The organism is Caldalkalibacillus mannanilyticus JCM 10596, assembly GCF_000615945.1.
Lineage (GTDB): Bacteria > Bacillota > Bacilli > Caldalkalibacillales > JCM-10596 > Bacillus_AT > Bacillus_AT mannanilyticus.
In genome coordinates this window covers 58,493-84,506 of record NZ_BAMO01000012.1, presented here as the reverse complement: position 1 = coordinate 84,506, position 26,014 = coordinate 58,493, and the positions used below count along the sequence as shown (strand labels likewise).

22 protein-coding genes, 1 pseudogene and 1 riboswitch are annotated in these 26,014 nt (G+C 39.2%); of the genes and pseudogenes, 6 read left to right on the top strand and 17 right to left on the bottom strand.

Going from position 1 to position 26,014, the window contains the following annotated elements; translation table 11 throughout:
• Positions 1-176: 176 nt before the first annotated feature.
• A riboswitch (M-box (ykoK) riboswitch) is annotated at positions 177-340 on the bottom strand.
• A gap of 66 nt (positions 341-406) precedes the next feature.
• The gene (locus JCM10596_RS31270; protein WP_369345617.1) at positions 407-487 is read right to left on the bottom strand and encodes an SEC-C metal-binding domain-containing protein; all 81 of its coding nucleotides are present in this window, start codon (positions 485-487) and stop codon (positions 407-409) included.
• A 172-nt stretch (positions 488-659) separates the two neighbouring features.
• Between JCM10596_RS31270 and JCM10596_RS08930 the strand changes: the two genes are divergently transcribed.
• Positions 660-1,082 carry a VOC family protein gene (locus JCM10596_RS08930; protein ID WP_025026830.1) on the top strand — a complete coding sequence of 141 codons (423 nt, stop codon included), beginning with the start codon at positions 660-662 and terminating at the stop codon, positions 1,080-1,082.
• Positions 1,083-1,340: 258 nt separating this feature from the next.
• Entirely contained in the window at positions 1,341-1,823 is a 483-nt protein-coding gene (locus tag JCM10596_RS08925; protein ID WP_025026829.1) for a flavodoxin domain-containing protein, read from the top strand.
• A gap of 54 nt (positions 1,824-1,877) precedes the next feature.
• On the opposite strand, the gene parC is transcribed toward JCM10596_RS08925, so the two are convergent.
• The 3 genes and pseudogenes from parC to JCM10596_RS08910 form a co-directional block, all read right to left on the bottom strand.
• On the bottom strand, positions 1,878-4,166 hold the full coding sequence (gene parC / locus JCM10596_RS08920; protein WP_025026828.1) for a DNA topoisomerase IV subunit A: 2,289 nt from the start codon (positions 4,164-4,166) through the stop codon (positions 1,878-1,880).
• A gap of 19 nt (positions 4,167-4,185) precedes the next feature.
• Positions 4,186-6,167: pseudogene (gene parE / locus JCM10596_RS24680) on the bottom strand (DNA topoisomerase IV subunit B).
• Positions 6,168-6,368: 201 nt separating this feature from the next.
• Positions 6,369-7,226: a DegV family protein gene (locus JCM10596_RS08910; protein ID WP_025026827.1), complete on the bottom strand. Its 858-nt coding sequence runs from the start codon at positions 7,224-7,226 to the stop codon at positions 6,369-6,371.
• 215 nt (positions 7,227-7,441) lie between these two features.
• Between JCM10596_RS08910 and JCM10596_RS08905 the strand changes: the two genes are divergently transcribed.
• Positions 7,442-8,419, top strand: a complete 978-nt coding sequence (locus JCM10596_RS08905) for a sodium-dependent bicarbonate transport family permease (protein ID WP_025026826.1) — start codon at positions 7,442-7,444, stop codon at positions 8,417-8,419.
• Positions 8,420-8,540: 121 nt separating this feature from the next.
• Positions 8,541-8,924 carry a hypothetical protein gene (locus tag JCM10596_RS08900; protein ID WP_025026825.1) on the top strand — a complete coding sequence of 128 codons (384 nt, stop codon included), beginning with the start codon at positions 8,541-8,543 and terminating at the stop codon, positions 8,922-8,924.
• Positions 8,925-9,044: 120 nt separating this feature from the next.
• Here the strand turns inward: JCM10596_RS08900 and JCM10596_RS27670 are convergent, their stop codons facing one another.
• From JCM10596_RS27670 to JCM10596_RS24670, 4 genes are all read right to left on the bottom strand, one after another.
• Positions 9,045-9,281: a hypothetical protein gene (locus JCM10596_RS27670; RefSeq protein ID WP_025026824.1), complete on the bottom strand. Its 237-nt coding sequence runs from the start codon at positions 9,279-9,281 to the stop codon at positions 9,045-9,047.
• Positions 9,282-9,301: 20 nt separating this feature from the next.
• The gene (locus JCM10596_RS27665; RefSeq protein WP_025026823.1) at positions 9,302-10,087 is read right to left on the bottom strand and encodes an S-layer homology domain-containing protein; all 786 of its coding nucleotides are present in this window, start codon (positions 10,085-10,087) and stop codon (positions 9,302-9,304) included.
• Between the two features lie 105 nt (positions 10,088-10,192).
• Positions 10,193-11,659, bottom strand: coding sequence for a flotillin family protein (locus JCM10596_RS08885; RefSeq protein WP_025026822.1), 1,467 nt, complete (start codon positions 11,657-11,659; stop codon positions 10,193-10,195).
• Between the two features lie 20 nt (positions 11,660-11,679).
• Complete coding sequence (locus JCM10596_RS24670; RefSeq protein WP_025026821.1) at positions 11,680-12,222, bottom strand: NfeD family protein; 543 nt, start codon at positions 12,220-12,222, stop codon at positions 11,680-11,682.
• Between the two features lie 254 nt (positions 12,223-12,476).
• Between JCM10596_RS24670 and ispG the strand changes: the two genes are divergently transcribed.
• Together ispG and JCM10596_RS08870 are read left to right on the top strand one after the other, a co-directional pair.
• Complete coding sequence (ispG, locus tag JCM10596_RS08875; RefSeq protein WP_025026820.1) at positions 12,477-13,571, top strand: flavodoxin-dependent (E)-4-hydroxy-3-methylbut-2-enyl-diphosphate synthase; 1,095 nt, start codon at positions 12,477-12,479, stop codon at positions 13,569-13,571.
• A gap of 20 nt (positions 13,572-13,591) precedes the next feature.
• Entirely contained in the window at positions 13,592-13,990 is a 399-nt protein-coding gene (locus JCM10596_RS08870; RefSeq protein ID WP_025026819.1) for a hypothetical protein, read from the top strand.
• Positions 13,991-14,087: 97 nt separating this feature from the next.
• Here the strand turns inward: JCM10596_RS08870 and JCM10596_RS08865 are convergent, their stop codons facing one another.
• From JCM10596_RS08865 to JCM10596_RS08820, 9 genes are all read right to left on the bottom strand, one after another.
• A complete protein-coding gene (locus JCM10596_RS08865) occupies positions 14,088-16,844 on the bottom strand; it encodes an ABC transporter permease (RefSeq protein WP_025026818.1) in 2,757 nt (918 codons plus the stop codon).
• 19 nt (positions 16,845-16,863) lie between these two features.
• Positions 16,864-17,487: an ABC transporter ATP-binding protein gene (locus tag JCM10596_RS24665; RefSeq protein ID WP_267879683.1), complete on the bottom strand. Its 624-nt coding sequence runs from the start codon at positions 17,485-17,487 to the stop codon at positions 16,864-16,866.
• A 127-nt stretch (positions 17,488-17,614) separates the two neighbouring features.
• Positions 17,615-18,328, bottom strand: a complete 714-nt coding sequence (locus JCM10596_RS08855) for a sensor histidine kinase (protein ID WP_159102335.1) — start codon at positions 18,326-18,328, stop codon at positions 17,615-17,617.
• A gap of 53 nt (positions 18,329-18,381) precedes the next feature.
• Positions 18,382-18,624: a hypothetical protein gene (locus JCM10596_RS08850; protein ID WP_025026816.1), complete on the bottom strand. Its 243-nt coding sequence runs from the start codon at positions 18,622-18,624 to the stop codon at positions 18,382-18,384.
• Entirely contained in the window at positions 18,621-19,334 is a 714-nt protein-coding gene (locus JCM10596_RS08845; RefSeq protein WP_025026815.1) for a response regulator transcription factor, read from the bottom strand. Before JCM10596_RS08845 ends, JCM10596_RS08850 begins: the two co-directional genes overlap by 4 nt.
• Positions 19,335-19,599: 265 nt before the next feature.
• On the bottom strand, positions 19,600-22,029 hold the full coding sequence (locus JCM10596_RS08835) for a sugar phosphate nucleotidyltransferase (protein WP_025026814.1): 2,430 nt from the start codon (positions 22,027-22,029) through the stop codon (positions 19,600-19,602).
• Positions 22,026-24,641 (bottom strand): 1,4-alpha-glucan branching protein domain-containing protein, encoded by a 2,616-nt coding sequence (locus JCM10596_RS24660; RefSeq protein WP_025026813.1) that lies wholly within the window; start codon positions 24,639-24,641, stop codon positions 22,026-22,028. Before JCM10596_RS24660 ends, JCM10596_RS08835 begins: the two co-directional genes overlap by 4 nt.
• A 16-nt stretch (positions 24,642-24,657) precedes the next feature.
• A complete protein-coding gene (locus JCM10596_RS24655) occupies positions 24,658-25,029 on the bottom strand; it encodes a DUF4912 domain-containing protein (RefSeq protein ID WP_159102334.1) in 372 nt (123 codons plus the stop codon).
• 206 nt (positions 25,030-25,235) lie between these two features.
• Positions 25,236-25,988, bottom strand: a complete 753-nt coding sequence (locus tag JCM10596_RS08820) for an EcsC family protein (protein WP_081791975.1) — start codon at positions 25,986-25,988, stop codon at positions 25,236-25,238.
• Positions 25,989-26,014 lie beyond the last annotated feature (26 nt).

Sequence of the window (26,014 nt, the reverse complement as noted above, 5' to 3'; positions counted from 1 at the left end):
CCTCTTGTATAATAACTTGTGCTTTTTTGTGTTACTTAAAACAGGTTCCCTACTCGAATCACTATCCATTTCCTACCACCCCTTTTCCATGCAAAAAAACACCTTCAACGAATGAAGGTGTTTCAATTCAACACAAAGATTAAGAAACAACACAAAAAAAACTTGTGTTTTTTCACATAACCCTCCATTCGTTGAGCTTTAGCACTGTGCGGCATAGGAAAATCCAGCTACATTAAAAACTACCTTATGTCGATAGTTCCTGTTCAACCCATTGGCGTCTTTGGACATTTCTGGGCAGTAGCGTATCTCCACACAGGAGCCTCACCTAACGAGGTACTTTATTGATTTTTTGCGATTTATTTTCACAACTACTAACTTAACCTCAAATTAATGATTTGTCAACCCTCTATTTTCCACTGCATTTTTTATACTTATTGTTACTACCACATGGACAAGGGTTATTTCTGTAGCTTTGAAATAAAGTCACGAAGTTAATAAAAATGTTGCGATGAAATACTTTATTGTGGATTTAAAGCACTGTGGGACGTAGCGAAAGCATTCGTTCTCTGTTTATTGTTCAAGATAGCAATCGAAAAGAAATCAAAGCATTATTCATATGCTACGATTGAAAAAATAATAAATTAAGGAGTTGACCAATGATGACAGTAAGACTTACCCCCTATTTAAATATGGAAGGGAACGCAAGAGAAGCTATTCAGTTTTATGAACAAGCAATTGGTGCCGAAGTCCTCACTATCATTACTTACGGAGATATGCCGGAAATGTCTAATACTTTCACTGATGATCTAAAGAACCTTGTGGCACACGCAAAGTTACAAGTTGGTGAAACTGAACTCATGTTTTCGGATGCTCCAGGTGGTTCGCCTATTGAAAAGGGTAAACAGGTAACAATTTGCATTTCAACGAATGACCTGGAAAAATCAAAACTAATTTTTGAAGCCTTGCGGCAAGACGGTCAAGTCAATATGCAGTTTGAAGAAACCCCTTTTAGTCCAGGTTTTGGTGACGTAACGGACAAATTCGGCGTGACCTTTCAAATTTTTACTGAAAGTCAAAACTAAAATATAAAATCAAAAAAAGAGTGCTTGCGCTAAGCCTGCACTCTTTTTTTACTGTTGCTATTGATACTCGGATTGTTCAGCCCTTTATTACCGTGAAGCCCTTTCACCTTTTCACTTTTCGTGTGCTTTTTGTTGTTCTCATAGCGATTATATTGTAATTTTTGTAAGTGTATTAGAGATCACTGAATTTATAAGAATGTTTATGTTATTTTAAACGTTATGAGAGCGAAATGAACATGAACGAAAGGGTTGGATTTCATGAAAACCATCATTATTTACACTACAAAATACGGCTGCACAGAAAAAGTGGCTCTCCTTTTAAAAGAGCATTTAAAAGGAGAGGTACAGCTACTCAATTTACTAAAGGAAAAAGCTCCTTCACTAAAATCATTTGATCGTGTCATCATCGGTGGCTCTATTTATTTCGGAAAAATCCAGAAAGAACTCACAGAATATATGAATGAGTCCGTTCCAGAGCTTCTGGAAAAACCATTGGGTTTATTCATCTGTGCCGGGGCACCCGAAGAAGAAACGAGAAAACAAGAACTAAAGCAATCGTTTCCAGAAATCCTGCTGAAACATTCTTCTTGTCAAGCCATACTAGGAAGTGAGGTAGACTACGACAAGCTGCGTTTATTCGATAAATTGATCTTTCGAGTCGTCAGTAAGTCCAAAGAAAGCTTTTCTCATATTCCAGAAAATGAGATCCAAGACTTTGCTCTAGCACTGGCTCCTAAGTAAAAAAAAATCTTCCTCATCAAATGGTGGGGAAGATTCTTTTTTACATAAAAATAATTATTTTTCACGATCATGATGATGCTCTTTTACTTCAACAACACGGTGTGGATTTGATTTAAGCTCCTTAATCAACTTTACACCTCGTTTGGCTCGAGAGGTTATTTCAATCTGCTGAAGAAGGACTTTCTTCACCCCTTGGCGATGAGTGAGGAGTTCAAGCTCTTTCATCTGAGAAGGGACGTCTATAACAAGACAGGCTACAACATAATCTTCATCCTTCAAGTTTATCCCCTTCACTCCAGCCGCTTTTTGACCCACAATGCTGATTTCATCTACGCTATATCGTAAAGCAAGTGCTTGGTGCGTAATAAGAATGATTTCCTTTTCTCCTGAAATGAGATGGACTGATAATACTTCATCATCTTCTTTTAGCTTGGTTGCAACCATCGGCTTAGAATAACGTTGTACTTTATATTCTGACAGCAGACTCCTTTTGACCATTCCTTGCTTAGAGCAGAACAACAGATAGGTATCCGGCAGATTAAAATCCTTGATGCTATATGCTTTTAGAATCCTTTCTGCTTTATCAATAGGAATGATATTGGCAATATGCTGACCCATATCCTTCCACTTGATATCCGGCAGTTCATGAACAGGAAGATAGAGGTAATTTCCTTTATTCGTAAAGAGGAGCAGTGTTTCTGTTGTATTTGATTCAAGCTGTTCCAGCAAGACATCCTCTTCTTTCTTTCCTACTTCATCATTACTAGAAGCCGAATAAGAGCGAATACTCGTTCTTTTAATATAACCATCTCGAGTCACCGTAACAATGACATCTTCGCTTGGAACCATGACTTCTAAATTAATCTTAATTTCCTCAATCTCAGCTTGGATTTCAGACCTTCTCTTATCTGCATACGTTGCTTTTATTTCTTCTAGCTCATTCTTAATCACAGACAATAGCTTCTGTTCACTAGCCAAAATAGCCTCCAATTTATGAATGGTTTTTTCTAGTTCCCTTGCTTCCTTTTCTAACTGAGTCACATCCGTGTTGGTTAATCGATATAACTGAAGGGTGACAATCGCTTCTGCCTGTCGATCCGTAAAGTCAAAGGACTTGACAAGGTTTTGCTTAGCATCCCCTTTATCCTTAGAAGCTCGAATCGTAGAGATCACTTCATCTAAAATCGACATGGCACGTATTAAACCAGCCACAACATGCAAGCGATCCTCAGCTTTAGCTAAGTCAAACTGAGTTCTTTTCTTGACAACCTGTTTTTGATGTTCAATATAGGCATTTAATAAATGCATGAGGTTCATCAACTTAGGCTGTTTATTAGCAATAGCTACCATATTGAAATTGTACGAGATTTGTAGGTCCGTGTTTTTAAATAAATAAGCAAGGACACCTCCAGCATCTGCATCCTTTTTCAAGTCAATCACAATTCGAAGTCCTGTTCGGTCTGTTTCATCACGGACCTCTGCAATTCCTTCTACCTTGCGATCCACTCTCAATTCATCAATCTTACGGACTAAGTTCGCTTTATTGACTTCGTAGGGAATTTCTGAAACAATGATTTGTTCTCTTCCGCCTTTCATCACTTCAAAGGAGGTCTTAGAACGAATAACGATTTTTCCCTTACCTGTTTCATATGCTTGCTTGATTCCTTCGATCCCTTGAATGATACCGCCAGTAGGAAAATCTGGACCCTTCATCACGGTCATTAATTCGTCAACAGTTGCTTCAGGATGCTCCATTAGCATGATGACGGCATCAATCACTTCTCCTAAATGATGAGGTGGAATTTCTGTAGCATATCCAGCCGAAATTCCTGTGGAGCCGTTAACAAGTAAGTTAGGAAAGCGTGAAGGAAGTACGGTCGGTTCTTCATCCGAATCATCGAAGTTAGGAATAAAGAAAACCGTATCCTTGTCAATATCACGAAGCAGCTCAGCAGCTATCTTAGACAAACGAGCTTCTGTATAACGCATGGCGGCTTGCGGGTCACCATCAATGCTGCCGTTATTTCCATGCATTTCTATTAAAACATTGCGTAATTTCCACTCTTGTGACATCCGAACCATGGCATCATAGACAGAAGAATCACCATGTGGATGATAATTCCCGATCACGTTACCCACGGTTTTAGCAGATTTACGGAATGGCTTATCCGCTGTGTTGCCTTCTTTATACATCGCATAAAGAATCCTGCGTTGTACAGGCTTAAGTCCATCGCGGGCATCCGGCAGAGCTCGGTCTTGGATAATATATTTAGAATAGCGACCAAATCGATCACCAATCACTTCTTCAAAAGGTAAATCTAAAAACTTTTCTAAAAGAGACAAATGAGAGTCACTCCTTCATTTATTGTTCCAGTTGTTCTGATGAAGCTACTTCGGTCTGATTAATATAAGGAGAATCCTCCTCCATACTGAAGGCTACATTATTTTCAATCCAACGACGTCTAGGTTCAACCTTATCTCCCATAAGAACAGATACTCTTCTCTCCGCTCGTGCTGCATCTTCAATCGTGACTCGAATCAGAGAACGTGTTTCTGGATCCATGGTAGTTTCCCATAACTGATCTGCATTCATTTCTCCCAGACCTTTATAGCGCTGAATCGTATAACCCTTGCCTACTTTTTTCGTTGCCTTCTTCAGACCTTGCTCATCCCAGGCATATTCAATCACTGCTTTGCTGCCTGTTCCCTTGCTAACCTTGTATAGGGGCGGTAGGGCAATATAAATTTTTTCAGCCTCTAGTAGCGGCTTCATATAACGATAAAAGAAGGTTAGTAAGAGTACCTGAATATGCGCTCCATCTGTATCGGCGTCTGTCATAATGATAATTTTATCATAATTAACATCATCCAAATTGAAATCAGGTCCTACACCAGCACCAATCGTATAGATGATGGTTCTGATCTCTTCATTTTTCATAATATCATCAATTTTTGCTTTTTCCGTGTTAATCACTTTCCCTCGAAGAGGCAAGATCGCTTGAAAGGTACGGTCTCTTCCCTGCTTAGCAGAGCCTCCTGCTGAATCTCCTTCCACAAGGAACAATTCATTTCTTGCTGGATTCTTGCTCTGGGCAGGAGTTAGCTTCCCACTTAAGATGGCTTCTTTCTTTTTACCTTTCTTCCCATTTCTCGCATCTTCCCGCGCTTTTCGGGCTGCTTCTCGTGCCTGGGCAGCTTGATGCTTTTACGAACAAGCAAGGTAGCTATATCCGGATTTTCTTCTAGAAAGATGGTTAATCGTTCAGCTACAACAGAGTCAACTGCCGATCTAGCTTCGGCGGTCCCTAGCTTCCCTTTGGTTTGCCCTTCGAATTGAAGTTTAGCCTCAGGAACTCGAATGGAGATAATGGCTGTAAGCCCTTCACGGATATCGGCTCCCTCAAGGTTCTTATCCTTCTCCTTCAGGTGTCCTGCCTTTCTAGCATATTCGTTCATCATTCTTGTCAACGCCGTCTTAAAGCCCGCCTCATGAGTTCCTCCATCCTTTGTTCGTACATTGTTCACAAAGGACAAAATATTTTCGGAGTAGCCATCGTTATATTGTAAGGCAATCTCAACTGGAATCTCTATTTGCTCTCCTTGGAAGCTAACAACCTTATGGAGAACCTCCTTTTCCTCGTTCATGTATGCAACAAAAGCTTCAATCCCGTTTTCATATTGGAAGATCTCGTGATTGTTTTCTTTTCCTTCACGCTGGTCAATGATTTCAATTGCCAGCCCTTTTAAGAGAAAGGCAGCTTCCCTGAAACGCTCTGCTAATGTATCGTAATTATATTGTGTGGTACTAAAGATAAGAGGGTCTGGTTTAAAATGAACAGTGGTTCCTGTTTTTTTTGTTTTCCCAATCACCTCTAATGATGTGACGGGTTTTCCCCCTTCTTCGAACCGTTGTTTATAGATCTGTCCCTCGCGATAAATGATGACCTCTAACCATTCCGAAAGGGCATTGACGACAGAGGCTCCTACTCCATGCAAACCGCCAGAGGTAGAATAGCCCCCTTGTCCAAATTTACCACCAGCATGCAATACTGTCAGAATGACTTCTGGCGTAGGTTTACCCATCTTATGCATTCCTGTAGGCATCCCTCGTCCTTCATCCTCTACTGATACACTACCGTCCTGGTGTAAACGAATGATAATTTTCTTTCCGTATCCTGCTAAGGCTTCATCTACTGAATTGTCCAAGATTTCATACACCAAATGATGCAAGCCTCGGCTATCTGTACTTCCAATATACATCCCCGGTCTTTTTCGGACAGCATCTAAACCTTCTAAGACCTGTATGGCATCTTCGTTATATTCAAAAGAAAGCTGATTAGTCAACGATGAAACTCCCCTCAATCTATAATTTTGATCTTCTGTTTGATCTACTTTATTCGAACATTTGTTTTCAGTACAATCCTAACATTCACCATCTATTTTTACAATCACAATTATTATACCAAGATGATGAGTAGGAGGACAGAAGACGTTAAGGCACAAAAAGCCTTAAAGATGTTAGATATCTTCAAGGCTTCCAGATGTTCACTTTTTTAATACACATATCCCTAATGTATTCTTACCAGCATGAGTTCCGATCGTACTCCCTAGCTTATAGAAATAAGTGTGCATAAATTGTTCTGGATCCAGCACAGCCTTTGCTTCTTCTTCTGCCTCTTCATATGTATCGAAGCTGTGAACAATAAATAAATAATCTGTGTCATAGGGCGCTGCACTAGAAAGTGTAGAGGAAAGTTCCTTTAATCCCTTTTTTCTCCCTCTAAACTTGCCTAAGTTTTCCACCTTGCCATATTCTACACAAACCATAGGCTTTATATTCAACAGTTCCCCAATGAAGGCTTGTGTTTGAGAAATACGCCCCCCTTTTTTCAGGTTCTCCAGCGTATCAAGCAAAGCAAAAATTTTAATATTGTCTTTCATCTCTTCTAATCTTCGAACAACTTCTTCAACAGCTACACCCTCAGATAAAAGCTGATCGGCAACCTTGACCATATAAAGAATGGCGACAGAAACATTTTTGGAATCAATCAAAAATACCTTGTTTTGCTCTTCATCAGACAGCATATTTTGGGCAATGGAAGAGCTTTGGAATGTACCGCTTAGTTCTGAGGCAATCGAAATACTAATGATGTGATTCCCTTGTTCAATATATTTTTTAAACACTTCATAAAACGCTTGTGGAGAAGGTTGGCTTGTCTTGGGTAACGCTTGGCTTGCTGCCATTTTTTCATAGAACTGCGTCTTATTGATATCGACTCCATCTAGGTAGACATGCTCATCTATATGTATATTTAGAGGGATTACCTCTACAGGGTGCTTGACCTGAATTTGATTCTCGACTTCAAAGTCACTTCCACTATCTAAAATAAATACAACGCCCATAAGTAACCTCCAATTTAATTATGACTTTATAGATTAATTTCTGTATCCTATTAACATTTTCCTTGTATTATACCGCACTTTTGAAAACGCTGTATAATTTTTTATAATTCTAGAGCTTTATCTCTACTTTCTTTCGGTATTTTAGTCTGTTAAAATATACATCAGTATATTTACTTACATTGACACTACTTTACGCTTGAAATAGGGAGGAAATTATGAATCAAATCATTGAAATTGCTTACTCGAATTTACTTTCACCGATGATCTTATTCTTTATTCTTGGTATTATTGCTGTCTTAGTTAATTCAGACTTAAAAGTTCCCTCCGCTTTCTATAGTGGCTATACCATGATTATCTTATTTACTATTGGAATCAAAGGAGGGGTAGAGCTCAAAAATGTATCACTTATTTCGATGCTGCCCGCTATTATTACTGCGATCTTACTGAGTATGTTTATGGTTTTTATAGCATACTTTATATTACGGTATCTTTACAAGTTTAGTTTAGAGAATTCTGCTGCGGTTGCCGCGCATTATGGATCGGTGAGTGCCGTTACTTTCGTAGCAGGCTTAAGTTTTTTAGATAAGCTTAATATTTTTTATGAAAGCTACATTGCTGCCATCCTAGTTATTATGGAGGGTCCTGCTATTATTACAGCTATTGTGTTTTATAAAATGGGGCAAAAAAAGCTTCAACAAGACTCAGGGTTAAGCCATGTAGTAAAAGAAGCCTTCTTCGGCAAAAGTATCTTTCTTCTTGTTGGTGGACTCATCATTGGGTACATTGCCCATGCGGATGGGATCGCCAAAATAAAGCCTTTGTTTGGAGATCTATTTTATGGTGTTCTGTGTATTTTCTTATTGCACATCGGTATGGTTGCTACTCAAGAATTAAAGAAATTGGAAAATATCCGCTTGCTTTCTTTCTCCTTTGCTTTTATCTTTCCGCTAATCGGTGGAGTAGCGGGAGTTCTAGCTGGAAATATGATCGGAATGTCCATTGGTGGTGTAACCATGTTAGGCGTATTAACAGCAAGCGCCTCCTATATTGCGGCTCCAGCAGCTGTGCAACAAGCTATTCCTGACGCCAATCCCGGATTATATATTGGTTCTTCACTAGGGATGACATTACCTTTTAATTTAATTATTGGATTACCTCTTTACCTCTGGTTAGCCACTTTAATGGCTCAATAAGGGATTCCCTACTCGTTTCTGGCTCGATGGACTATCCCATAAAACAATCGCTTTCTGCATGATCTAGGATCTTTTTGGTAAACATATCTCTGATAAGTTGAAAATAAGGAGAGAATGTACCATGACTCAATTACCTTCTGATGAAATGGCGATTATCGCTGGATTTCGGACAATGACGGATGCTGAAAAAACAGTAGATGACCTGAAGCAGGTAGGGATTCTTGATTATCGCATTGATCGAGTGAGCATGTTTAATACAGAAGAATTTGAAAAAGAGCTTCACAACCCGATTACAGGAAAGTTTCCTGGGCTGGCAAACGCCACTTTTGATGTGGAAATCGATCGAGATTCTAGTGTTTTAGCCAGTGCGAATCCAAGTGCATCAGGGATGAGCGATGGAAATGATGAAAATGTGGGAATGGATGTTGTTCTCACTGTCGTTGTAGGCAAGGAGAAATTCGATCAAGCAGAAAAAATTGTACGAAAAAACGGTGGCTCTTTTTAAAAATGACAGAGGAGCACATGTTGCCTTCCTCACTGACTCAGAAAAACTAAGCCAAATAGCCCGTAACTCACCGAAATCTGGTGAATGACGGGCTTTTTTTCTATCCTTTTTTTCTATCCCTTATTGAACACCGCCAGCAGCGATTCTAACGTCTCTTTGCATATGAGCCCATGCGCTTCCATCTTTATGCTTGGTACTTCCTAGAAAATGGATACATGTATGTCCATTGTAATTGTTATTTCTAATTTTTTGCACGCCATGTGGCATGTTATGCATGGCAGCCGCAATTCTGCGATCCTCGATTTCAATAATAACTGGGCGGGTATCCCACGTAAACCCTCCCCAGATTTCTCTCATGATTTCCGTGTCCCCACTAGTTAATGGTTCGACATCAGCATGGTTAACACCGTATGTACGTTGGACTTGAAAGGTTTTACCTGTATAGACATCAATGACTGTTGCGTTTTTTCCAATGGAGAACAGGGTGGCTGCTTCATTCCATTCCAAAACCTCGATGTCTGGTTCAATTTCTGGTGGCAGCTCTGAAACACCACCCTTAGGATCCGGGATATCATCACAAATGCTTCCGCTCTAGTAGCGGGCTGGATGGGCTTAAAGGTAAAATCACGATGACCTACTACAATTCCTGCTTGAGAAGCAAATGAGATGGAATCATAGGCCCAGTGTTTCTGACCTACATCACGAAAGGATACCTTAGGTCGTATCAGATCCAAATCTGAAAAAGTACGATGAATGATGGTCGCAATTTCAGCCCTTGTAATCAGATCATCAGGTCGAAATAAACCCTTTTCATCTCCTTGAATGATCCCTTCTTCAAAAGCGATCTGGATATCCGGACTATACCACAAGTCTAGTGGTACATCAGAGAAGACTTGGCTGGAAGCCCCATCAGATTCATATTGGAGGGCTTGTACGACAAGAGAAGTAAATTCCGCGCGCGTGATCTCATCCTTTGGTGCAAAGATCTCATTCCCAAAAGGAATTTGAATTCCGTTATTGACTACATACGCAATGTCTTCCTGTGCCCAGTGTCCCTGAATATCCCTTAGCTCTGCTGCTTGTACACCCTGAAAAGGTGAGGAAAGTAACAAAGAACAGGTTAAGGTCGTTGCTACGATTCCTTTTTTCAAGTTGATCTTCATGTTGTCACCTCAGAATCTTATTTTTTTGACTCGAAGTATATACAAATAAAAACGCCAAAAGTTGCGCTTTTTTGCACAACTTTTGGCATGGTAAATGTCACCAGTCTATTCGATTTCTTTTTCAATCACTTCTACATTCGTTTTTTCTTTCACTTTACTTTCTAGTTGCTTCGTTTGAGTTTCCCTCTGTTTAAGGCTGCCTAGTAGATCGTGAATATCCACATTAGTTAAAGCTCCAACTGTTTCAGGAAGCTTCGCTAAAATATCTGTTACATACCCAGTAACTTTACTCGCTCCGCCGCCTTCACCATTGCCACTATCAACAATCACGATTTTCTCTGTTTGAGCAAGTGGAGCTGAAATTGCACCTGCAATTTCAGGGAATTTCTCAATAATCATTTCAGCAATCGCTGCTTCTCCGTACTTCTTCATCGCTTCAGCAATCTTATCTTTTGCTTCTGCTTCCGCAATACCTTTGAGTCGAATAACATCAGCCTGCGCTGTACCCTCTGCTCTTTCTCGATCGGCATTTGCCTGACCTTGTAGACGAATGGTTTCTGCATCGGCTTTCGCTTTTGCTTCAATTTGGTAACGTTCTGCTTCTGCTTTCTGCTCATGTGCATAACGCTCTGCTTCCGCTTGTTTTCTTACTTTTGCTTCTAGCTCTTTCTCTCGACGTAGAATCTCTCTTTCTTCTAGCTCAATCAGCTTCTGACGTTCAACAATCTGAATTCCCATCTCTTCCGATTTAACTTCTTGGAGTGTTCTATTTTGTTGAAGGGCATAGGATTGATCCGCTTCTGCTCTTTTTCGATCCTGTTCTAGCTTAAAGTGTGCTTTCTTCACTTCCATCTCTTTTTCGGCTTCAGCAATGTTGGTTTCAGCTACATAATCTGCTCTAGAACCAACCTCACGAGCCTGAGCTTTCGCTACTTGTTCCTCTTTTTTGGCATTCGCCTCAGCAATCTCAGCAGCACGTTTGATATCTGCGATACGCGGACGTCCAAGGGCTTCCAAGTATCCATTATTGTCCTTCACATCTCGAATGGTAAAGGAAACAATTTGCAATCCCATTTTTTTCAGATCTGTTGCCGCAACGCTTTGTACATCCGCAGCAAATTTATCTCTGTTCTTATAAATATCCTCTACACTCATTGTCCCAAGAATAGCACGCAAATGCCCTTCTAGGGTTTGAGTCGCAATTCGACGAAGCTCATCATCTGTTTTTCCTAAAAACTGCTCAGCAGCTGTTGCAATTGATTCTAAATCCCCTTTTATTTTTACTTGGGCAATTCCATCAACTATGACTGGTACACCTTGCTCTGTGTAAACCTCAGGTGTGTTCACATCTAAGGTATGAACACGAAGTGATAAAAATTGAGCGTTTTGAATAATAGGAAAGACAAAGGCTCCCCCTGCTTTTACAATTTTAATTCCGTCTTTGGTAAATCCACCCGTTACAATCATCGCTTCGTCTGCACGAACCGTTCGGTAACGCGTTGCAAAAACAATACCTAATAAGAGTAAAACGACCACAATGCCTATAGGGGCAAAAACAGCAATATTCTCCATTACATTGGTTCCTCCTCAACTTACGTTTTTGATTTTTGTTCTAATTCAGATAGCTCTGCCAGCTTCTTTACGACAAAAGTCCCACTTACTACATCAACAATTTCAACTACTTCTCCTACTCCAATATCCACTTTGTTCACTGATAAAGCGGGTGAGCTTAATCTTGACCCTCCCTGTTCATAGATAATCTCACCACGTTGACTCCCTAGGATAGGAGTTGAAACCTCTCCATATCGACCGATCATATCCCGATCTGAAAAAGCAGCTGACTTTTGCGCCTTCAGTAAAGGGACAACCACGAGAAACATCATCAATAATGAAATCACAATAGCAGCTACGATAGAAAAAAGTAAAACAAAAAAGTAGGGCAGGCCGATAAAATGAGTTAAAAACATTCCCGTACCACCAAATACCGTGATAAAAGAAGCAATTGTAATCGGTGAAAAATAAGGTAGACTTCCCCCATTCATATCAAAATCAAAGTCAAATACATTTCCAAATATGACTGAAAACACAGCGTATACAAACCCTACGATAAAACAGATTAAGTAAATGGTTTCCATCCTTCTAGCCTCCTCTCTATACGTTTATTCCAATACCTTATTTTATCATTCACCAACGCTGTCAAACATTCCTTTTATCACATACAAATTGTTATACGGAAGCGAAACAAAATGGTTCCAAATTTTTCACAAAAAAAAATTACTTCAATGAGTAAGAAATATCTTTTAGATTTTACAAGTAAAATAAGGTATAATAGCAAAGAATGAAAGAACCTCTTGGAAGGTTTTTCTATCTTTTAAAGGAGCGATAATCCATGTTTCATCGAACCGAAACTAGACCAGTCAAAGTTGGTAACTTAACGATTGGTGGTAATAATGAAGTAGTCATCCAAAGTATGTGTACAACAAAAACCCACGATGTTGAAGCCACTGTAGCTGAAATCAATCGTCTAGAAGAAGCAGGCTGTCAAGTTGTCAGAGTAGCTTGCCCTGATATGAGAGCAGCTGAGGCTATTCCAGAGATAAAAAAACGTATACATATTCCTCTGGTTGCCGATATCCATTTTGATTATAAATTAGCTTTAAAAGCCATTGAAGGTGGAATTGATAAGATCCGCATTAATCCAGGAAATATTGGGCGTAAAGAAAAGGTCCAAGCTGTCGTCAATGCTGCGAAAGAGAAAGGGATTCCTATTCGAATAGGCGTAAATGCTGGATCACTTGAAAAAAGAATCCTAGATAAATACGGTTATCCTACTGCGGATGGAATGGTCGAAAGTGCCTTACATCATATTAAGATATTAGAGGATTTAGACTTTACGGATATTATCGTTTCGATGAAAGCCTCTGATGTTCACTTAGCTATTGAGGCATATAAAAAAGCGGCTGAAGCCTTCCGTTATCCTCTACACTTAGGAATCACTGAATCAGGAACTTTATTTGCTGGGACAGTAAAAAGTGCCGCAGGACTCGGAGCCATGCTCTCCATGGGAATCGGGAATACCGTTCGTGTTTCTTTAAGTGCTGATCCTGTCGAAGAGGTGAAAGTGGCTAGAGAACTGCTAAAATCATTTGGTCTTGCTGCCAATGCTGCCACACTGATCTCTTGCCCAACTTGCGGTCGAATCGAAATTGATTTGATCTCCATTGCTAATGAAGTGGAGGAATATATCTCAAAGGTAAAAGCTCCGATTAAGGTTGCTGTTCTCGGATGTGCTGTTAATGGTCCTGGAGAGGCACGTGAAGCTGATATTGGGATTGCAGGTGCACGAGGAGAAGGCTTGCTTTTCCGCCATGGAGAAATCGTTCGTAAAGTTCCGGAAGATCAATTGCTTGATGAATTAAAAAAAGAAATAGATAAATTAGCAGAAGAGCACTATGCGAAAATGGCCGCTGCCGATTTAACTTAAAGAAGTTTGGGAGGAGAATCATGTTTTTCACAAAGAAAACAGGGTTTCATTGTTTAGTATTGTATGTCCAAAGTGAGGAACCCCATCCAATTCATGTTGTTTTACCGCAAGAATTTGCAGGCGACGTGATTTCAACAATGAAAAAGTTTGAAAAATCTAGCTTAAACAACCATAGATATATCGGTAATTTAGGACCCTTTGTCATTATTCAAGACATTCAAGGATTTCAAAAAATAGAAATTCATAATGAAACGCTATCCTGGAGTGAACCTATCCTCTACACCGATTTTGCTAAAAAAATAAATGAACGTCTTCAAAACTTAATTGATGATGAAACAAATGAAGTAGAAGAAGAGCTGGTTTATTTTATTGGTGAATTTACTATGATGGAAGATAACGGATTTATCGCTCCTTTTTAAGAAGCTTTAAAAAAAGGAAAAAGAGCTGGTCAAGGGCTTGGTACACACGTATCGCCCATTGACTAGCTCTTTATTCGTTCAATTGATTTCTTTATTTCTATCTCATTTTTCTTGTTGCTTCTAGAGGAGTGACTCGAAACATACGATAAGCAACAAAGGAAATAGCCAAACTAATTAACATAATAGCCACAACGTAGTAAATAGCAAGACTTGCATAAGGGAAAAGAATTTGAAGCTTAATATGCAAAGGATAGAACATCGGATTAAGCATGGTGTATCCCGTGTAACATCCCACAATGACTCCTATTGTCATCCCGCAGATGGAAATAATTAAGCCCTCAAATAAAATCTGAAGGTATAGTGTTCTCGAAGGAATCCCAATCACTCTCAGCAGCCCTAACTCATAGCTTCTTTCTTGTATGATTCTTAATGAAATCACCATCAGCCCTACGATTCCAATAAAAATAGAAAACGCATTGAAATTTTCAAATAATTGATAGAGGGAACGGTTCGTATCCCCAATAGCTCTCATTCTCTCTTGTATATCCTCGATTTGGTGTACTCCCTGTGAAACAAGAGCACGTTCTAATAAGGGAAGATTTTCTTGCAATGCTTCATGGTTCTTAAATTCAATCGATATTCTCTTTTTAATCCCTTTTTGATCCTGAACAATATTGTGCAATTCCTTTTCATTGATCCACATACTAAACCATTCATAGTATGGATTCATCATTTCGATTCCTATGATTTCTTTTTCAACGATTTGATTTCCAATAGGAATTGGATACCTATCACCTATGGAATATTTCTGAGCACCCAAAAATTGATGATCATAGGATATAATGACGGCATCAGGATTGTGCTTTAACGCTTCCCATGCCTCTTGATCTGTGTGATATTTAGTCGATCTTTCCACTAGATTGGAAGGAGAAGTGATAGTAGAATTAAAGCCTTTGAGTGTACCAAGATTTTGCAGAAGAAAAACCTCAGAATAACTCATTATTTGTGTCACTTGATCGTCAGAAATCTTGTTTTGAAGCCATGTTTCATCTATAGTCACATGACGAGAAGGTAAAACAAAAGTGACAATATTCAAACGCACGTCGTCTTCATGGAGTTCAATCAAATATTCAATTATATTCTTACTATACATACTTGATACACTTGTAATGAAAAAAACAATGGAGAACATGAGCATCAGCGTGATTGATCTCCCTCGGTGATTTTCCATATGTCTGCCTATGAGCTTCAACAAGACCGCCTTCGTTGATTTTAACCAAGTTAATTGACTCAATTTCTGAAGAATGGATGGTAAGAGTAAATTAAAACAGATAATAACTAATACTAATAAGATAAATCCAAAAATCAAATTCCAATACACAGAAGTCAGCATGTTCACATCTAGATAAAAATGAGCAAATCTCGTGAAAATAAACAAAGAAAAACACATCGCTCCAGAAAGCAACAAAGGAATGTGAGAAAAACTTGCTCTTTTAGATCCGTTTTGAAGATTCTGTTTGCCTGCTCTTGGCAATGGATTTGATAAGGGGTTTTTAGCCAATTGAAATGAAATAGCATACATACATAATAGTATCAACGAAGAACCGATAGAAAAGCCGTATAATATCGATACTAAATCAATATGAAATACTGTTGGAAAATAAATCTCCCAATAGGAAATCACCTGGTTAATCATCTGTGATAAAAAATAGATCAGGATATTAGCCAAGACAACGCCTAGTACAATACCTAACAGACTGGATACGAGTGCATAAACAGCCCCTTCAATCATGAGCAGCTTAGTCGCATCCCCTCGACTCATCCCAAGTGCTCTCAAGATACGGAACTCTGCTTTTCGTTCCTCTGTAATCATAAGAAACGTATTGAAAATTAAAATGATACCTATTACACAGGAAATAATGCTTGCTAAGGTAAACATTCCTACTATATTATTCAAATCCTGCAACATGTACCGAGCGTAATCTTTGATTCGAAATACTCTCCACCCATTGAGCACCTCTTCAAATCGATTGGGAGAATAAGTGACTCTTGAGGTTTCTTTTCCTTGATCATGTAAAAGCAGTACGTTTGTATAAGCATCCTTTTCTAGACCCGTTAGATGATGAACTGTATCAAGAGAAACCAGCATTGTTGCCTTTGCCATATCCGTTCCTCTATAACCAATCCACCCTTTTTCATCCACAATCGCTCCCACATTGAAAGAATGTTCGTTATTGCCTGCGTCTAACACCATCACTTGATCTCCTGTTTGGAGCTGTAAACGTTCAGCTGTTCGAGAAGATAGAAGCACCTCGTTCTCTGCTAGATCACTGTATACTTCAGAAAGTGGATCTTCTGTAGCATTCATGATTTTCTCATCCATCCCAAAAACATACACATCGGTATATGGGGGTGAGGTAGACGAGTGAGTGTAACTGACTCGTGGGCTTTTTACTGGATATACATTGGTATGATAAGCAACAATAGGGACCAACATGTTGGCTTGATTATTTTGGACAAACTCCCGCTCTATTTTGTTTAGGTCTTCTAAGTCAAAAAAATCCTTTGTCAAGTTAGGTTGCATGATGGTATCAATTTCAATATCAACACTGCCATAATGTGTGTCAATCACATGGTCAACACTCTTCGAAATATAGGAACCCAATAGAAAGGTGGAAGAAGTCAATGTACTTCCCACAAGTGCTCCAATGATGAGTAGGATCGAGCGACTCCGATTTCCATTCATATTTCTCCATGCGATTTGAGCTAAGTGGGGCTGCTTCTTGCCAACGAGAGCAATATAAACAAAAATACTATAGACGAATATAGCTAATAGAAGTGCCGTCAACTCCAATCACTTCCATTCCACTCCTCTAAAGCTTGTTTTTTAGGGATGATTCTTTCTTGTAGAATTCGACCACTATCCATATATAACACCCGATTTCCCCGTTCAGCCACTTTGGATCATGTGTCACAATGACAAAAGTAATCTTTTCTTTACTATTCAGATGCTCAATTAAATCAAGCACCATGTCTGTGGTTTGTCGATCAAGCGCCCCTGTAGGTTCATCTGCCCAAACGATTTTCGGTTTATTGACAATCGAGCGTGCCAGTGCCACTCGCTGCTGTTGACCCAGTGATAATTGAGCAGGAAGATGGTTCATTCGCTCCAGCAAGCCAACACGCTCTAAAACGGTTAATGCTTTTTCTCGCGCTGTTTTGACCGGAATCCCTTGACAGAGTAAGGGAAGCTCTACATTTTCAATAGCCGAAAGGACGGGAACTAAGTTATACGACTGGAAGACAAAGCCCATTTGTTGCGCTCTAAGTTGATCTCTTTTTTGTTCACTATAGGATGAAAGAAGTTGCTCTTCAAAATAAATCACACCTCTAGATGTCGTATCTATACCAGACAAACAGTTTAATAACGTCGTTTTTCCACAGCCAGAAGGTCCCATGATAGAAACAATTTCTCCTTGCTCGATCGACAAGGAGATAGATTGTAATGCTTCGATTCTGGTTTCACCCTGACCATATACTTTAAGTAGGCCTTTTGCTCCATTATTTTTTGAGATTTTTCCATAGAAATCATTCCCCTCCTTTCTTTATCTAGGTTTCCGACTGTTAGCCGACCGGAAATATGGGAAGAACAATTTGGAAGGTACTTCCTTTTCCAACTTCACTCTGAACATTTATTTTCCCACCATGTGCTTCGACAAATTCTTTGGCGATGGCTAATCCTAAACCCATCCCCCCTAATTCTCTGTTTCTTGAATCTTCTACTCTATAAAAGCGATAAAAAATATAAGGAAGCTTTTCTGGTGGGATTCCTGGACCATCGTCACTGATCTCTATATAAACATGTCCACCATCTCTTGATAAATGGATCATAATATTCCCTTCCTGTGGTGTATAACGAATGGAATTCCCGATCAAGTTAATTAGCACCTGTTTGATTCTTGTGTAATCACAATAAATCTCAAACTCTTCGATCGGTGAATAAGAAAGGAGGATTTCTTTTCCTTCAGCTTCAAATTCGAGCACGCGAACGACTTCTTCAAGAAGTTGATTACATTCAAACCATTTACGCTCAAGAGGTAAGTTTCCACTTTCCGCTAGACTAAGCTGTCGGAGATCCTGAATGAGCTTCGACATTCTCTTAATTTCATCCAACATAGGAAGAAGATTCTGTTGATTTAATTCATAAGCCCCTTCATACATAGATTCAATCTGACCACGTAAAATGGCTAGAGGAGTCCGCAATTCATGCGCAACATCAGAAACTAACTGATTACGCAGAGCCTCTCCTTTGGACAGTTGATCTTGAAGCTTCTTCACTGATCTTGCTAGCTCCCCAAGCTCACTCTGATCCTTGAGGATATGGTAAGGGATCATGCACTGGGATTCACGGATAGGTCTATAATCTTCTCTGTGGTTCTACTCTCCCATAGCCCAATAAAGAAAACAAGAATATAAATAAAAATAAACAAGATCACAACAAGAGCGATATAACTAATATGTGAATAGGCATGTAGCCCATTTATTCCCCAAGCATATCCTAATACCAAAGCTAGCAGCATGCCACTTGTAAGAAGAAAGCTTAGAATAACAAAGCGTTTGGTCTTATGACTCATACTAGCTCACCAAACTTATACCCCACCCCGAACACCGTCTGAATATAGTCGGGATTCGAAGGATCTTCATCTATTTTTTTTCTCAAATTACTAATATGAGTATCAATCGAACGTTCATAGCCAGCATATTCCTCTCCAAAAACCATCTCGAGCAACTGAAGGCGACTGAACACTTGGCCTGGACGTTGAATTAAGATCGTTAACAGCTTAAATTCCGTTTTGGTTAGCGAAACCGCTTTGCCTCTCACCTCGACATAGCGTTTCGCATAATCGATTGTAATATTTCCTCTAACGAAGAGATCCTTATTGCTTTCCTCTGGCTGTGTGCTTTGATTCTTTTGAATCCTCCTTAGGATCACTCGAATCCTCGCAACCAGTTCTCTCATAGAAAATGGTTTAGTAATATAATCATCAGCACCAATTTCTAGACCCTTTAATTTGTCAAACTCCTCAGATTTCGCCGTTAGAAAAATGATAGGAATCTCTGAAGTCTGTCTGACTTGTTTGCATACATCAATCCCACTTAAACCTGGCATCATCCAATCTAATAAAATTAAATCAATATCTGAAAAGGTTCGCACCTTATTTAGTGCTTCTTGACCATTTAGGGCAGTTAGGACCTTGAATCCTTCTTGCTCCAAGTAATTTTGTATAACAGAAATCATTTTTTCTTCATCATCTACAACTAAAATGGTAGGAGTAGGGACCATTCGAAATACCTCCTTAAACATCTCTCATTAAAAGCATATCTAATAATCTGTAGCTTAGCCAGAAGATAATGATCACGCCCTAACCATCAGGTGAAATCAAAACGCCATCTAATGGAAGTCTCCTTTATAAGGTATCAAGAAGATGTTAAGAAAGTATTAAGATTTTGGCGGAAGAAGAACGATAGAACAAAAAAGAATAGGTTAGCATTTTCTCCTTTGCTAACCTATCTTTTTTCATATTCATTCTCCTTAGAGTAGCGTTGTTTTATAAAGAAAACGACTGAACTTGAAACTTTCTAATTCGTTCTGCAAAGGTTTGAGCCAATATGGAAGCCACTTCTGTACTTGCTGCTTGCGATATAACACGAAAGCTTGGTTTATCTTGGTCTGGTAAGATTAACACCCAGCCTTGGTTACTGTATAGCTTGATTCCATCTAATAGCTCAATCTCTTTCCCTTTCATCTCCTCCATCATTAATCTCATTACTTTCCCTTTTTCTGTCCAAGGACAAAATACCGCTTCATTGACAATATGAAAATGAGGAACCATGGCATCAACTTCTGATAGATATGTATCTCTGATACTCATATATTCCATCGTTTTCACCAAGGTATACAAGGCATCAAACATAGGGTGAAAAGAAGCTTCCTTCGTCACCTCCATCATGGATCGAGGATTTTCCTTTGTTCTTATAACTGTTACCTCTAATTCCGTTGCTAAATGCTCTAATACACTAGGAGCACTAGTAGGAATACCTAAGACGAACCTTTGTTTTTCTTGATCGTGAATTAAAAGTTGAATGGCATACAGCATGTTTCTTTCTATGATCTTTCCTTGCTCGGTAATCAGATGAAAATCTTGACCGTTTTTGTCCATAGAAATTCCGATATCAGCCTGATTTTGCTTTACATACCTGATCAGTTCCAAATGATCCTTCTGTTCTTCTCTACTAATACTAATTACTTTACAACTTAATCGATTTAAAATGGAAAGAATGATGTGTTGAGTAGGTGAAGAATGATGTTCTACGACAACCTTAAACTGTTTTTCCTTTACTTTTTCTGCATCTATCGCTTGGTATAACCCCTCGATGTATTGATCGACCACTTGGGGATAGAGATGATTCATTCCTATGGTTTCACATGAACTACGCCTATAATCCTCTTGCCAAAATGCATTCTCAATTTTCCTTTTGAGCTCTGGACTAAGATAAATTCCATCCTGATCATAGAACTCAATGAACATCCTATTTAAAACAAGGGGCTCCTCCATGACAATATGAACGCCTCCTGTCATTCCAAGCTGCTGTACTCCATATCTTGCTACCGATGCCATGGTTTCACCAAAATCGATGATATCGATGCCTGCCGAGATTAGCCCTGCCATCAATGCTTGTTTCATCAATTTAGCAAAAGGATGTGAACAAGAACTAAGCGATATGTTAGCACCAGAGCGAACTACTGAGCCATAAGCAGCTCCTAACTGACTCATGAAATCTGGAGTGATATCAACATTCGCAATTCCTTGTATTCCTTGATCAGTGAACAAGCGATTGGACTGCTTCTCTCCCCAGATCAAAGAGCTATGGACAGTACTTCCCTCATCAATGATTTTTCGAGGCCATATTTTGACTCCCTCTTTGACAAAGGATTTAGCTCCTATCTTACATTTATCCCCAATCACTGCTCCTTCAAAAAAGGAACTGCATTGCCCAATTTTATTATGATTGCATACTGTCACACCCTGTGCTTCCACTTGTTGTTCTATATAGTTTCCCTCCCACAAAATTGTCTTTTGTAAAACACTTCCTCTATTGATGACGTTTCTTTTTCCCATAACGGTATACGGACCAATCATGGAGCCACTGATTAATGCGCTATTCTCACCAATATAGGCTGGTCCCTTAATCTTCACATTAGACTGAATATCCACCCAGCGTTCAACAAACACCTTAGGGGCAACCTCTTTTCCTCTTAACGTCACATCAACTATACCATCCAACATATCAAACTGTGTTTGACGGTACATGGCTAGGTTTCCAATATCAGACCAATACCCCTTAGCAACATATCCATAGAGCGGTTGCTGCTCCTGTAAAAACAAAGGAAACAAGTCCTTGCTAAAATCAAACTCGACCCCTTTTTCATAGTAGCTGAAAATGGCTGGTTCGAAGATATATATGCCCGTATTCACTGTATCGCTAAATACTTCACTCCAGCTTGGCTTTTCAAGAAATCGTTTGATTCTACCCTCGTCATCTGTCATGACAACCCCATACTCTAAAGGGGACTCAACCTGCGTGAGCACTAGAGTCGCTATGGCTTTCTTTTGCTCATGATAGTGAATTGCTTCTGCTAAATTATAATCTGTTAAAGCATCCCCACTTATCACAATAAAGGCTTCTGTTAGAAACTCTTCCGCATTTTTTACACTTCCTGCTGTTCCAAGAGGGATACTCTCTTCAAAATAGCGGATATTTACTCCATAGTCTGAACCATCTCCAAAGTAATTCTTGATCACTTCAGGCATATATTGCACCGTAACAGCTATTTCAGTAATCCCATGTTTTTTTAATAATTCGATACTATATTCCATGCAGGGCTTATTTAATAATGGAACCATTGGTTTAGGGGTATTTGAGGTTAATGGTCTTAGTCGTGTCCCTTTTCCACCTGCCATGATCACTGCCTTCATAATTGGACAACCTCCTTGACTTCCTTCAAATGAGTACGGTAGAGATGAATCGTTTCTTTGGCTAATACTTCCCATTGAAAGCACTCTATCACTTTTTGTCTTGCTTTCGCTCTGATGCGCCTCATCTGCACTTCATTCTGTAAGGCATATAGCAATTGATCATAAAGCGATTGAACATGCCCAGGGTACACCTTTAAACCTGTACATTGATGTTCAATGATCTCACCTAAGCCTCCTGTGTCAGATACAATCGCCAGCCCATTCGAATACATCGCTTCTAGGGCAACGATGCCAAAGGGTTCATAGATACTTGGAAAGACACAAGCATACGCTTCTTGGAGTAATGTATTTTTGGTCTCATCATCTATAAAACCCGGAAGGTAAATTTTATGGCTTAATCCCATTTCCTTTACCTGTTCATGTAGCTCTGATAACATCGGTCCCTTCCCGCAAAGAATGAATTTGGCATCTGGAACCTTTTCTAACACCCGCGGTATCGCTTGTAACAAGATATGCATACCCTTTTCCCGAACCATACGCCCTACAAATAGAATGATTTTTTCATGCGGTAAGGCGAAGCGATCTCGAACCGAGTACCCTTCTCTCATTACTTGAGTAGGATCAATTCCATTGGAAATCACCTTAATCTTATCTTCTGGTAATTGAAATCGTTCATGAAGTTCAGCTTTCATATATTGACTACAAACGATGACGCTTTGCGCTTCATAAGTTAGCTCCCACTCTAAATGATTAATTTTTTTCTGTTGCTCTGTCCATAACCCCTGATTCCTTCCATGCTCTGTAGCGTGAATTGTAGCGATTAATGGAATTGATAAGGTATGTTTCATTTCTTTTGCCGCCCATGTCACTAACCAATCATGGGCATGAATGAGATCAAAGGACAATAACTTACTCAAGTCTCGAGCATAGTCAATCAATTGCATGTTCAATTGAAAAATCCATTGAGTGAATTCACTCTGCTGCTCATCCACTAAAGGATCGACACGATGGATATGAACTCCTTGAATCAATTCATACGTAGGGAGCTCTTGGGACTGACAAGTAAGGATATGAACTTCCAGTCCTTGGTTTACCAATTCCACAGAAAGGTCATGAACGGCTCGTGCTAGTCCACCAATGATTCGGGGTGGATACTCCCACGTCAGCATAAGAATACGTGCTTTTCTATGATTGCTTTCCTTCGTAGCTATTGTCGCTGCAACTAAGGAAGCTTCTGGAGAAATAACATAATTATTTAGGTTGATTTGCTCAAACAAGGGATATTCATTTTTCCAGTGTTCCATTCTTTCGATATCTAGCTGACCGTTTTTTATCTGATCATAGAGCTTATTAAATCTTGAGAGGTGGAGTTTAATACGTTGTATAGCATATGAAGAGAGAGAAGAATGATTCATGAATAAAGCCCAGTCCCCGCTTTGAGCTAGTAAGAGTTCCCTCACCCCCTGATTGAAAAGGGCAGCAAGCTGTGGTTGGGCTTGTATATCACTACGTCTGGTTAACTCCAGAAGTCTTTTCTCAGCTTGATACAAGTGGCGATAAATCCAATGGTTGTGGTGGTTTATTCGCTGCTGGTTGTAGGTGTGAAGAAACATGGAGGATATCGGTTTGAAAGGAGTTAGCTGCTTCCTCTTCAGTTCTTCGATCATCTGACTTGGAACGATCCAGTTACTTTCAGAAGGGCATTGCTGTAAGTGACGAAATAGGGCTGAAATAAAATCCTTTCCTTCTATCCACCACTCGCCAAATAATTCAATGTCATAGCAGAATACTTGCATTTCTATTCCCCGCTGTTCTAGACTTGAAAAATATTCCTTCTCACATTTTCGAATGAAGGGCTCTATTGTTTTCTCTAGCTGAATGTTCTCTACTTCACTGATGACTAAAGGGGAGGAGCCCTTAAATACCATGATTCCATGCGGACTTATGGTAAGTTCCCCTTGCGTTTCATTTTTCATGTAGTCTGATTGCTCACTTGGATCAAGAATGACATATTTAACCCCTAACTCATGTAAGGTGCGATCTACAACCTGATCAAATACTGGTAACCAAACACCTTGGGGAAGGGTTTCAAAATAATGATAAAAAGTTTCTATTCCAATCCGTAATTGAGCTATTTTACTTTCATCCGAAATATAAGGAAGATAGGCATTCGTGGCTGTACCTGTGATCCACTCTACCTGGCCGGTCTGATGAAAGAAACGCAGGCGTAACATGAGGTTTTCGTTTTCTTCTAGATAGTGCAGGATATGATGGATTTCCTCTCGCCTTCTCCATAATGAGGACAAAGATAGCTTATCAAGACTATGAATAAGGTCATGTTCTACATCATGAAGACGCTCTGTTAGGTACATATGATATTTGTGCATCATAAAAGAGTCATCCAATAAAGCCAGCAAAGTGGGAGAAATTGCACATGTAACCTGAAACGGAATCTCTTCTTTAAGCAGCTTTTCAAATGATAAAAATAAAGGAATATAAGCTTCTGTTAATGCTTCAAAAATCCATTGTTCTTCCGCATGTACATAGGAGCATGCTTCCCGAATATACGGTAAGTGGGTTCTTAACACTATTGAAGTCATTCTATTTTTCATTTCATCACTCCATATTTTATTCACATAGCAAACTTACCATTGTAGATCTCTTTAAGCGGATAAACTCTTCCTGAGAGAAACAACCATAGTCAACAATATAGTTTCTTCCTTGCGGTAGATTGTAAATATACTTGTGATCTGAGCTTTCCTCAACCCACTCATCTCGATAAAAATGAGCATTTGAACCATCGAATAGGATATCCGTTACATCATAGATTCGTAACCCTTTTGGAAGTACTCGGAAGTCTTGATCTGTAAATTGTGCCACTGCATGCATTCGGGACCATGTCATTTCCCAATAGACATAAAGACAATCAGTTCCTGCTGGCATTACTCTTAGTTCATTTTCAGAATAATAGGCATTTAGATCTAGAATCTCTTCTACCACCTTTTTCACCTCTCTAAATAGAGAATTAGATACCATTTCTCCATAGTATATGTTCCTTCACCTTAATAAATTGTTACTTTCTGGATAATTTTTTTCACTTCTTTTGTCGATTCCATTCTGGTTTTATAATGAATGCGCTTTCATGTTTAGACAAAAAAACTACCGAGTAAAATCCTCGATAGTTTCATTAACCTTCTATTTAATTTTTATAATAGGTTTCCTTGTATCTCTTGAATTTTTCTTAATTGAAAGCTTAATATCGCCGTATTTCCAAGTTCAAGGACAAAGGAATGGTTGGCAACAGCCCCCACTACCGCTCCAAGTCCTGGAAGCATTTGAAACAATTTCAATAGTTCAATACTTTGTTTATATTCCATATAAAATTCTTCCCAATTGAAATCTTCCCAGCTGCTCCATTCTTGAAAAACAGCATTTTTCTCCCAGTTTTTGATTTCTTCCCACGTTTTTCTTTTGCACTCTCCCTTGGAAAATTGAAGCTGGAGCACTTTAATGAGAAAAATTCTTTCTTCTAAGTTCTCCATCGAATATCCAAAATGAACAGCAAGCTCTTGAAGCATCTTAAGCTTAATGGAAATCAAAGCGGGAAAATCAATCGTTGAAGCAATGAAACCACCAAATCCTGTCCCAGCTCCTTCAATGGATGCTATTTTTGTATAGTTTCTCACGATCTGTTCAGCCTCTTCTGTAAGAATGTGCAAGGAATAGTGTCCTTCCTTCTTGTTTGGCTGATCAACATAGTATAAATTCAAGCCTTGAAGAAACGCTTTGATGCCTTTTTCAAAAGCGACCGCTAAGGACTGATGGATTCTTCGAGGAATCAACCCATCTACTTTTTGTTGAATTTTTTTGGACCACATATTCATTTCTGAATCTGTCTTAAAAGTCGATTCAAATTGACTTACCTTTTTGAGCACCATTTTTTCATAGACATCCATCATCTGACACCCTTTCTCTATTTAGCAAA

Excerpts from the sequence above, each read along its gene's own strand:
- JCM10596_RS08835 (WP_025026814.1), bottom strand. The coding sequence starts at position 22,029 with ATGAAGGCAGTGATCATGGCAGGTGGAAAAGGGACACGACTAAGACCA.
- ispG (WP_025026820.1), top strand. The coding sequence starts at position 12,477 with ATGTTTCATCGAACCGAAACTAGACCAGTCAAAGTTGGTAACTTAACG.
- JCM10596_RS08930 (WP_025026830.1), top strand. The coding sequence starts at position 660 with ATGACAGTAAGACTTACCCCCTATTTAAATATGGAAGGGAACGCAAGA.
- JCM10596_RS08885 (WP_025026822.1), bottom strand. The coding sequence starts at position 11,659 with ATGGAGAATATTGCTGTTTTTGCCCCTATAGGCATTGTGGTCGTTTTA.
- JCM10596_RS27665 (WP_025026823.1), bottom strand. The coding sequence starts at position 10,087 with ATGAAGATCAACTTGAAAAAAGGAATCGTAGCAACGACCTTAACCTGT.
- JCM10596_RS08905 (WP_025026826.1), top strand. The coding sequence starts at position 7,442 with ATGAATCAAATCATTGAAATTGCTTACTCGAATTTACTTTCACCGATG.
- JCM10596_RS27670 (WP_025026824.1), bottom strand. The coding sequence starts at position 9,281 with ATGAGAGAAATCTGGGGAGGGTTTACGTGGGATACCCGCCCAGTTATT.
- JCM10596_RS08925 (WP_025026829.1), top strand. The coding sequence starts at position 1,341 with ATGAAAACCATCATTATTTACACTACAAAATACGGCTGCACAGAAAAA.
- JCM10596_RS08900 (WP_025026825.1), top strand. The coding sequence starts at position 8,541 with ATGACTCAATTACCTTCTGATGAAATGGCGATTATCGCTGGATTTCGG.
- JCM10596_RS08850 (WP_025026816.1), bottom strand. The coding sequence starts at position 18,624 with ATGAGTCATAAGACCAAACGCTTTGTTATTCTAAGCTTTCTTCTTACA.
- JCM10596_RS08845 (WP_025026815.1), bottom strand. The coding sequence starts at position 19,334 with ATGGTCCCTACTCCTACCATTTTAGTTGTAGATGATGAAGAAAAAATG.
- JCM10596_RS08820 (WP_081791975.1), bottom strand. The coding sequence starts at position 25,988 with ATGATGGATGTCTATGAAAAAATGGTGCTCAAAAAGGTAAGTCAATTT.
- JCM10596_RS08870 (WP_025026819.1), top strand. The coding sequence starts at position 13,592 with ATGTTTTTCACAAAGAAAACAGGGTTTCATTGTTTAGTATTGTATGTC.
- JCM10596_RS08910 (WP_025026827.1), bottom strand. The coding sequence starts at position 7,226 with ATGGGCGTTGTATTTATTTTAGATAGTGGAAGTGACTTTGAAGTCGAG.
- JCM10596_RS24660 (WP_025026813.1), bottom strand. The coding sequence starts at position 24,641 with ATGAAAAATAGAATGACTTCAATAGTGTTAAGAACCCACTTACCGTAT.
- JCM10596_RS24670 (WP_025026821.1), bottom strand. The coding sequence starts at position 12,222 with ATGGAAACCATTTACTTAATCTGTTTTATCGTAGGGTTTGTATACGCT.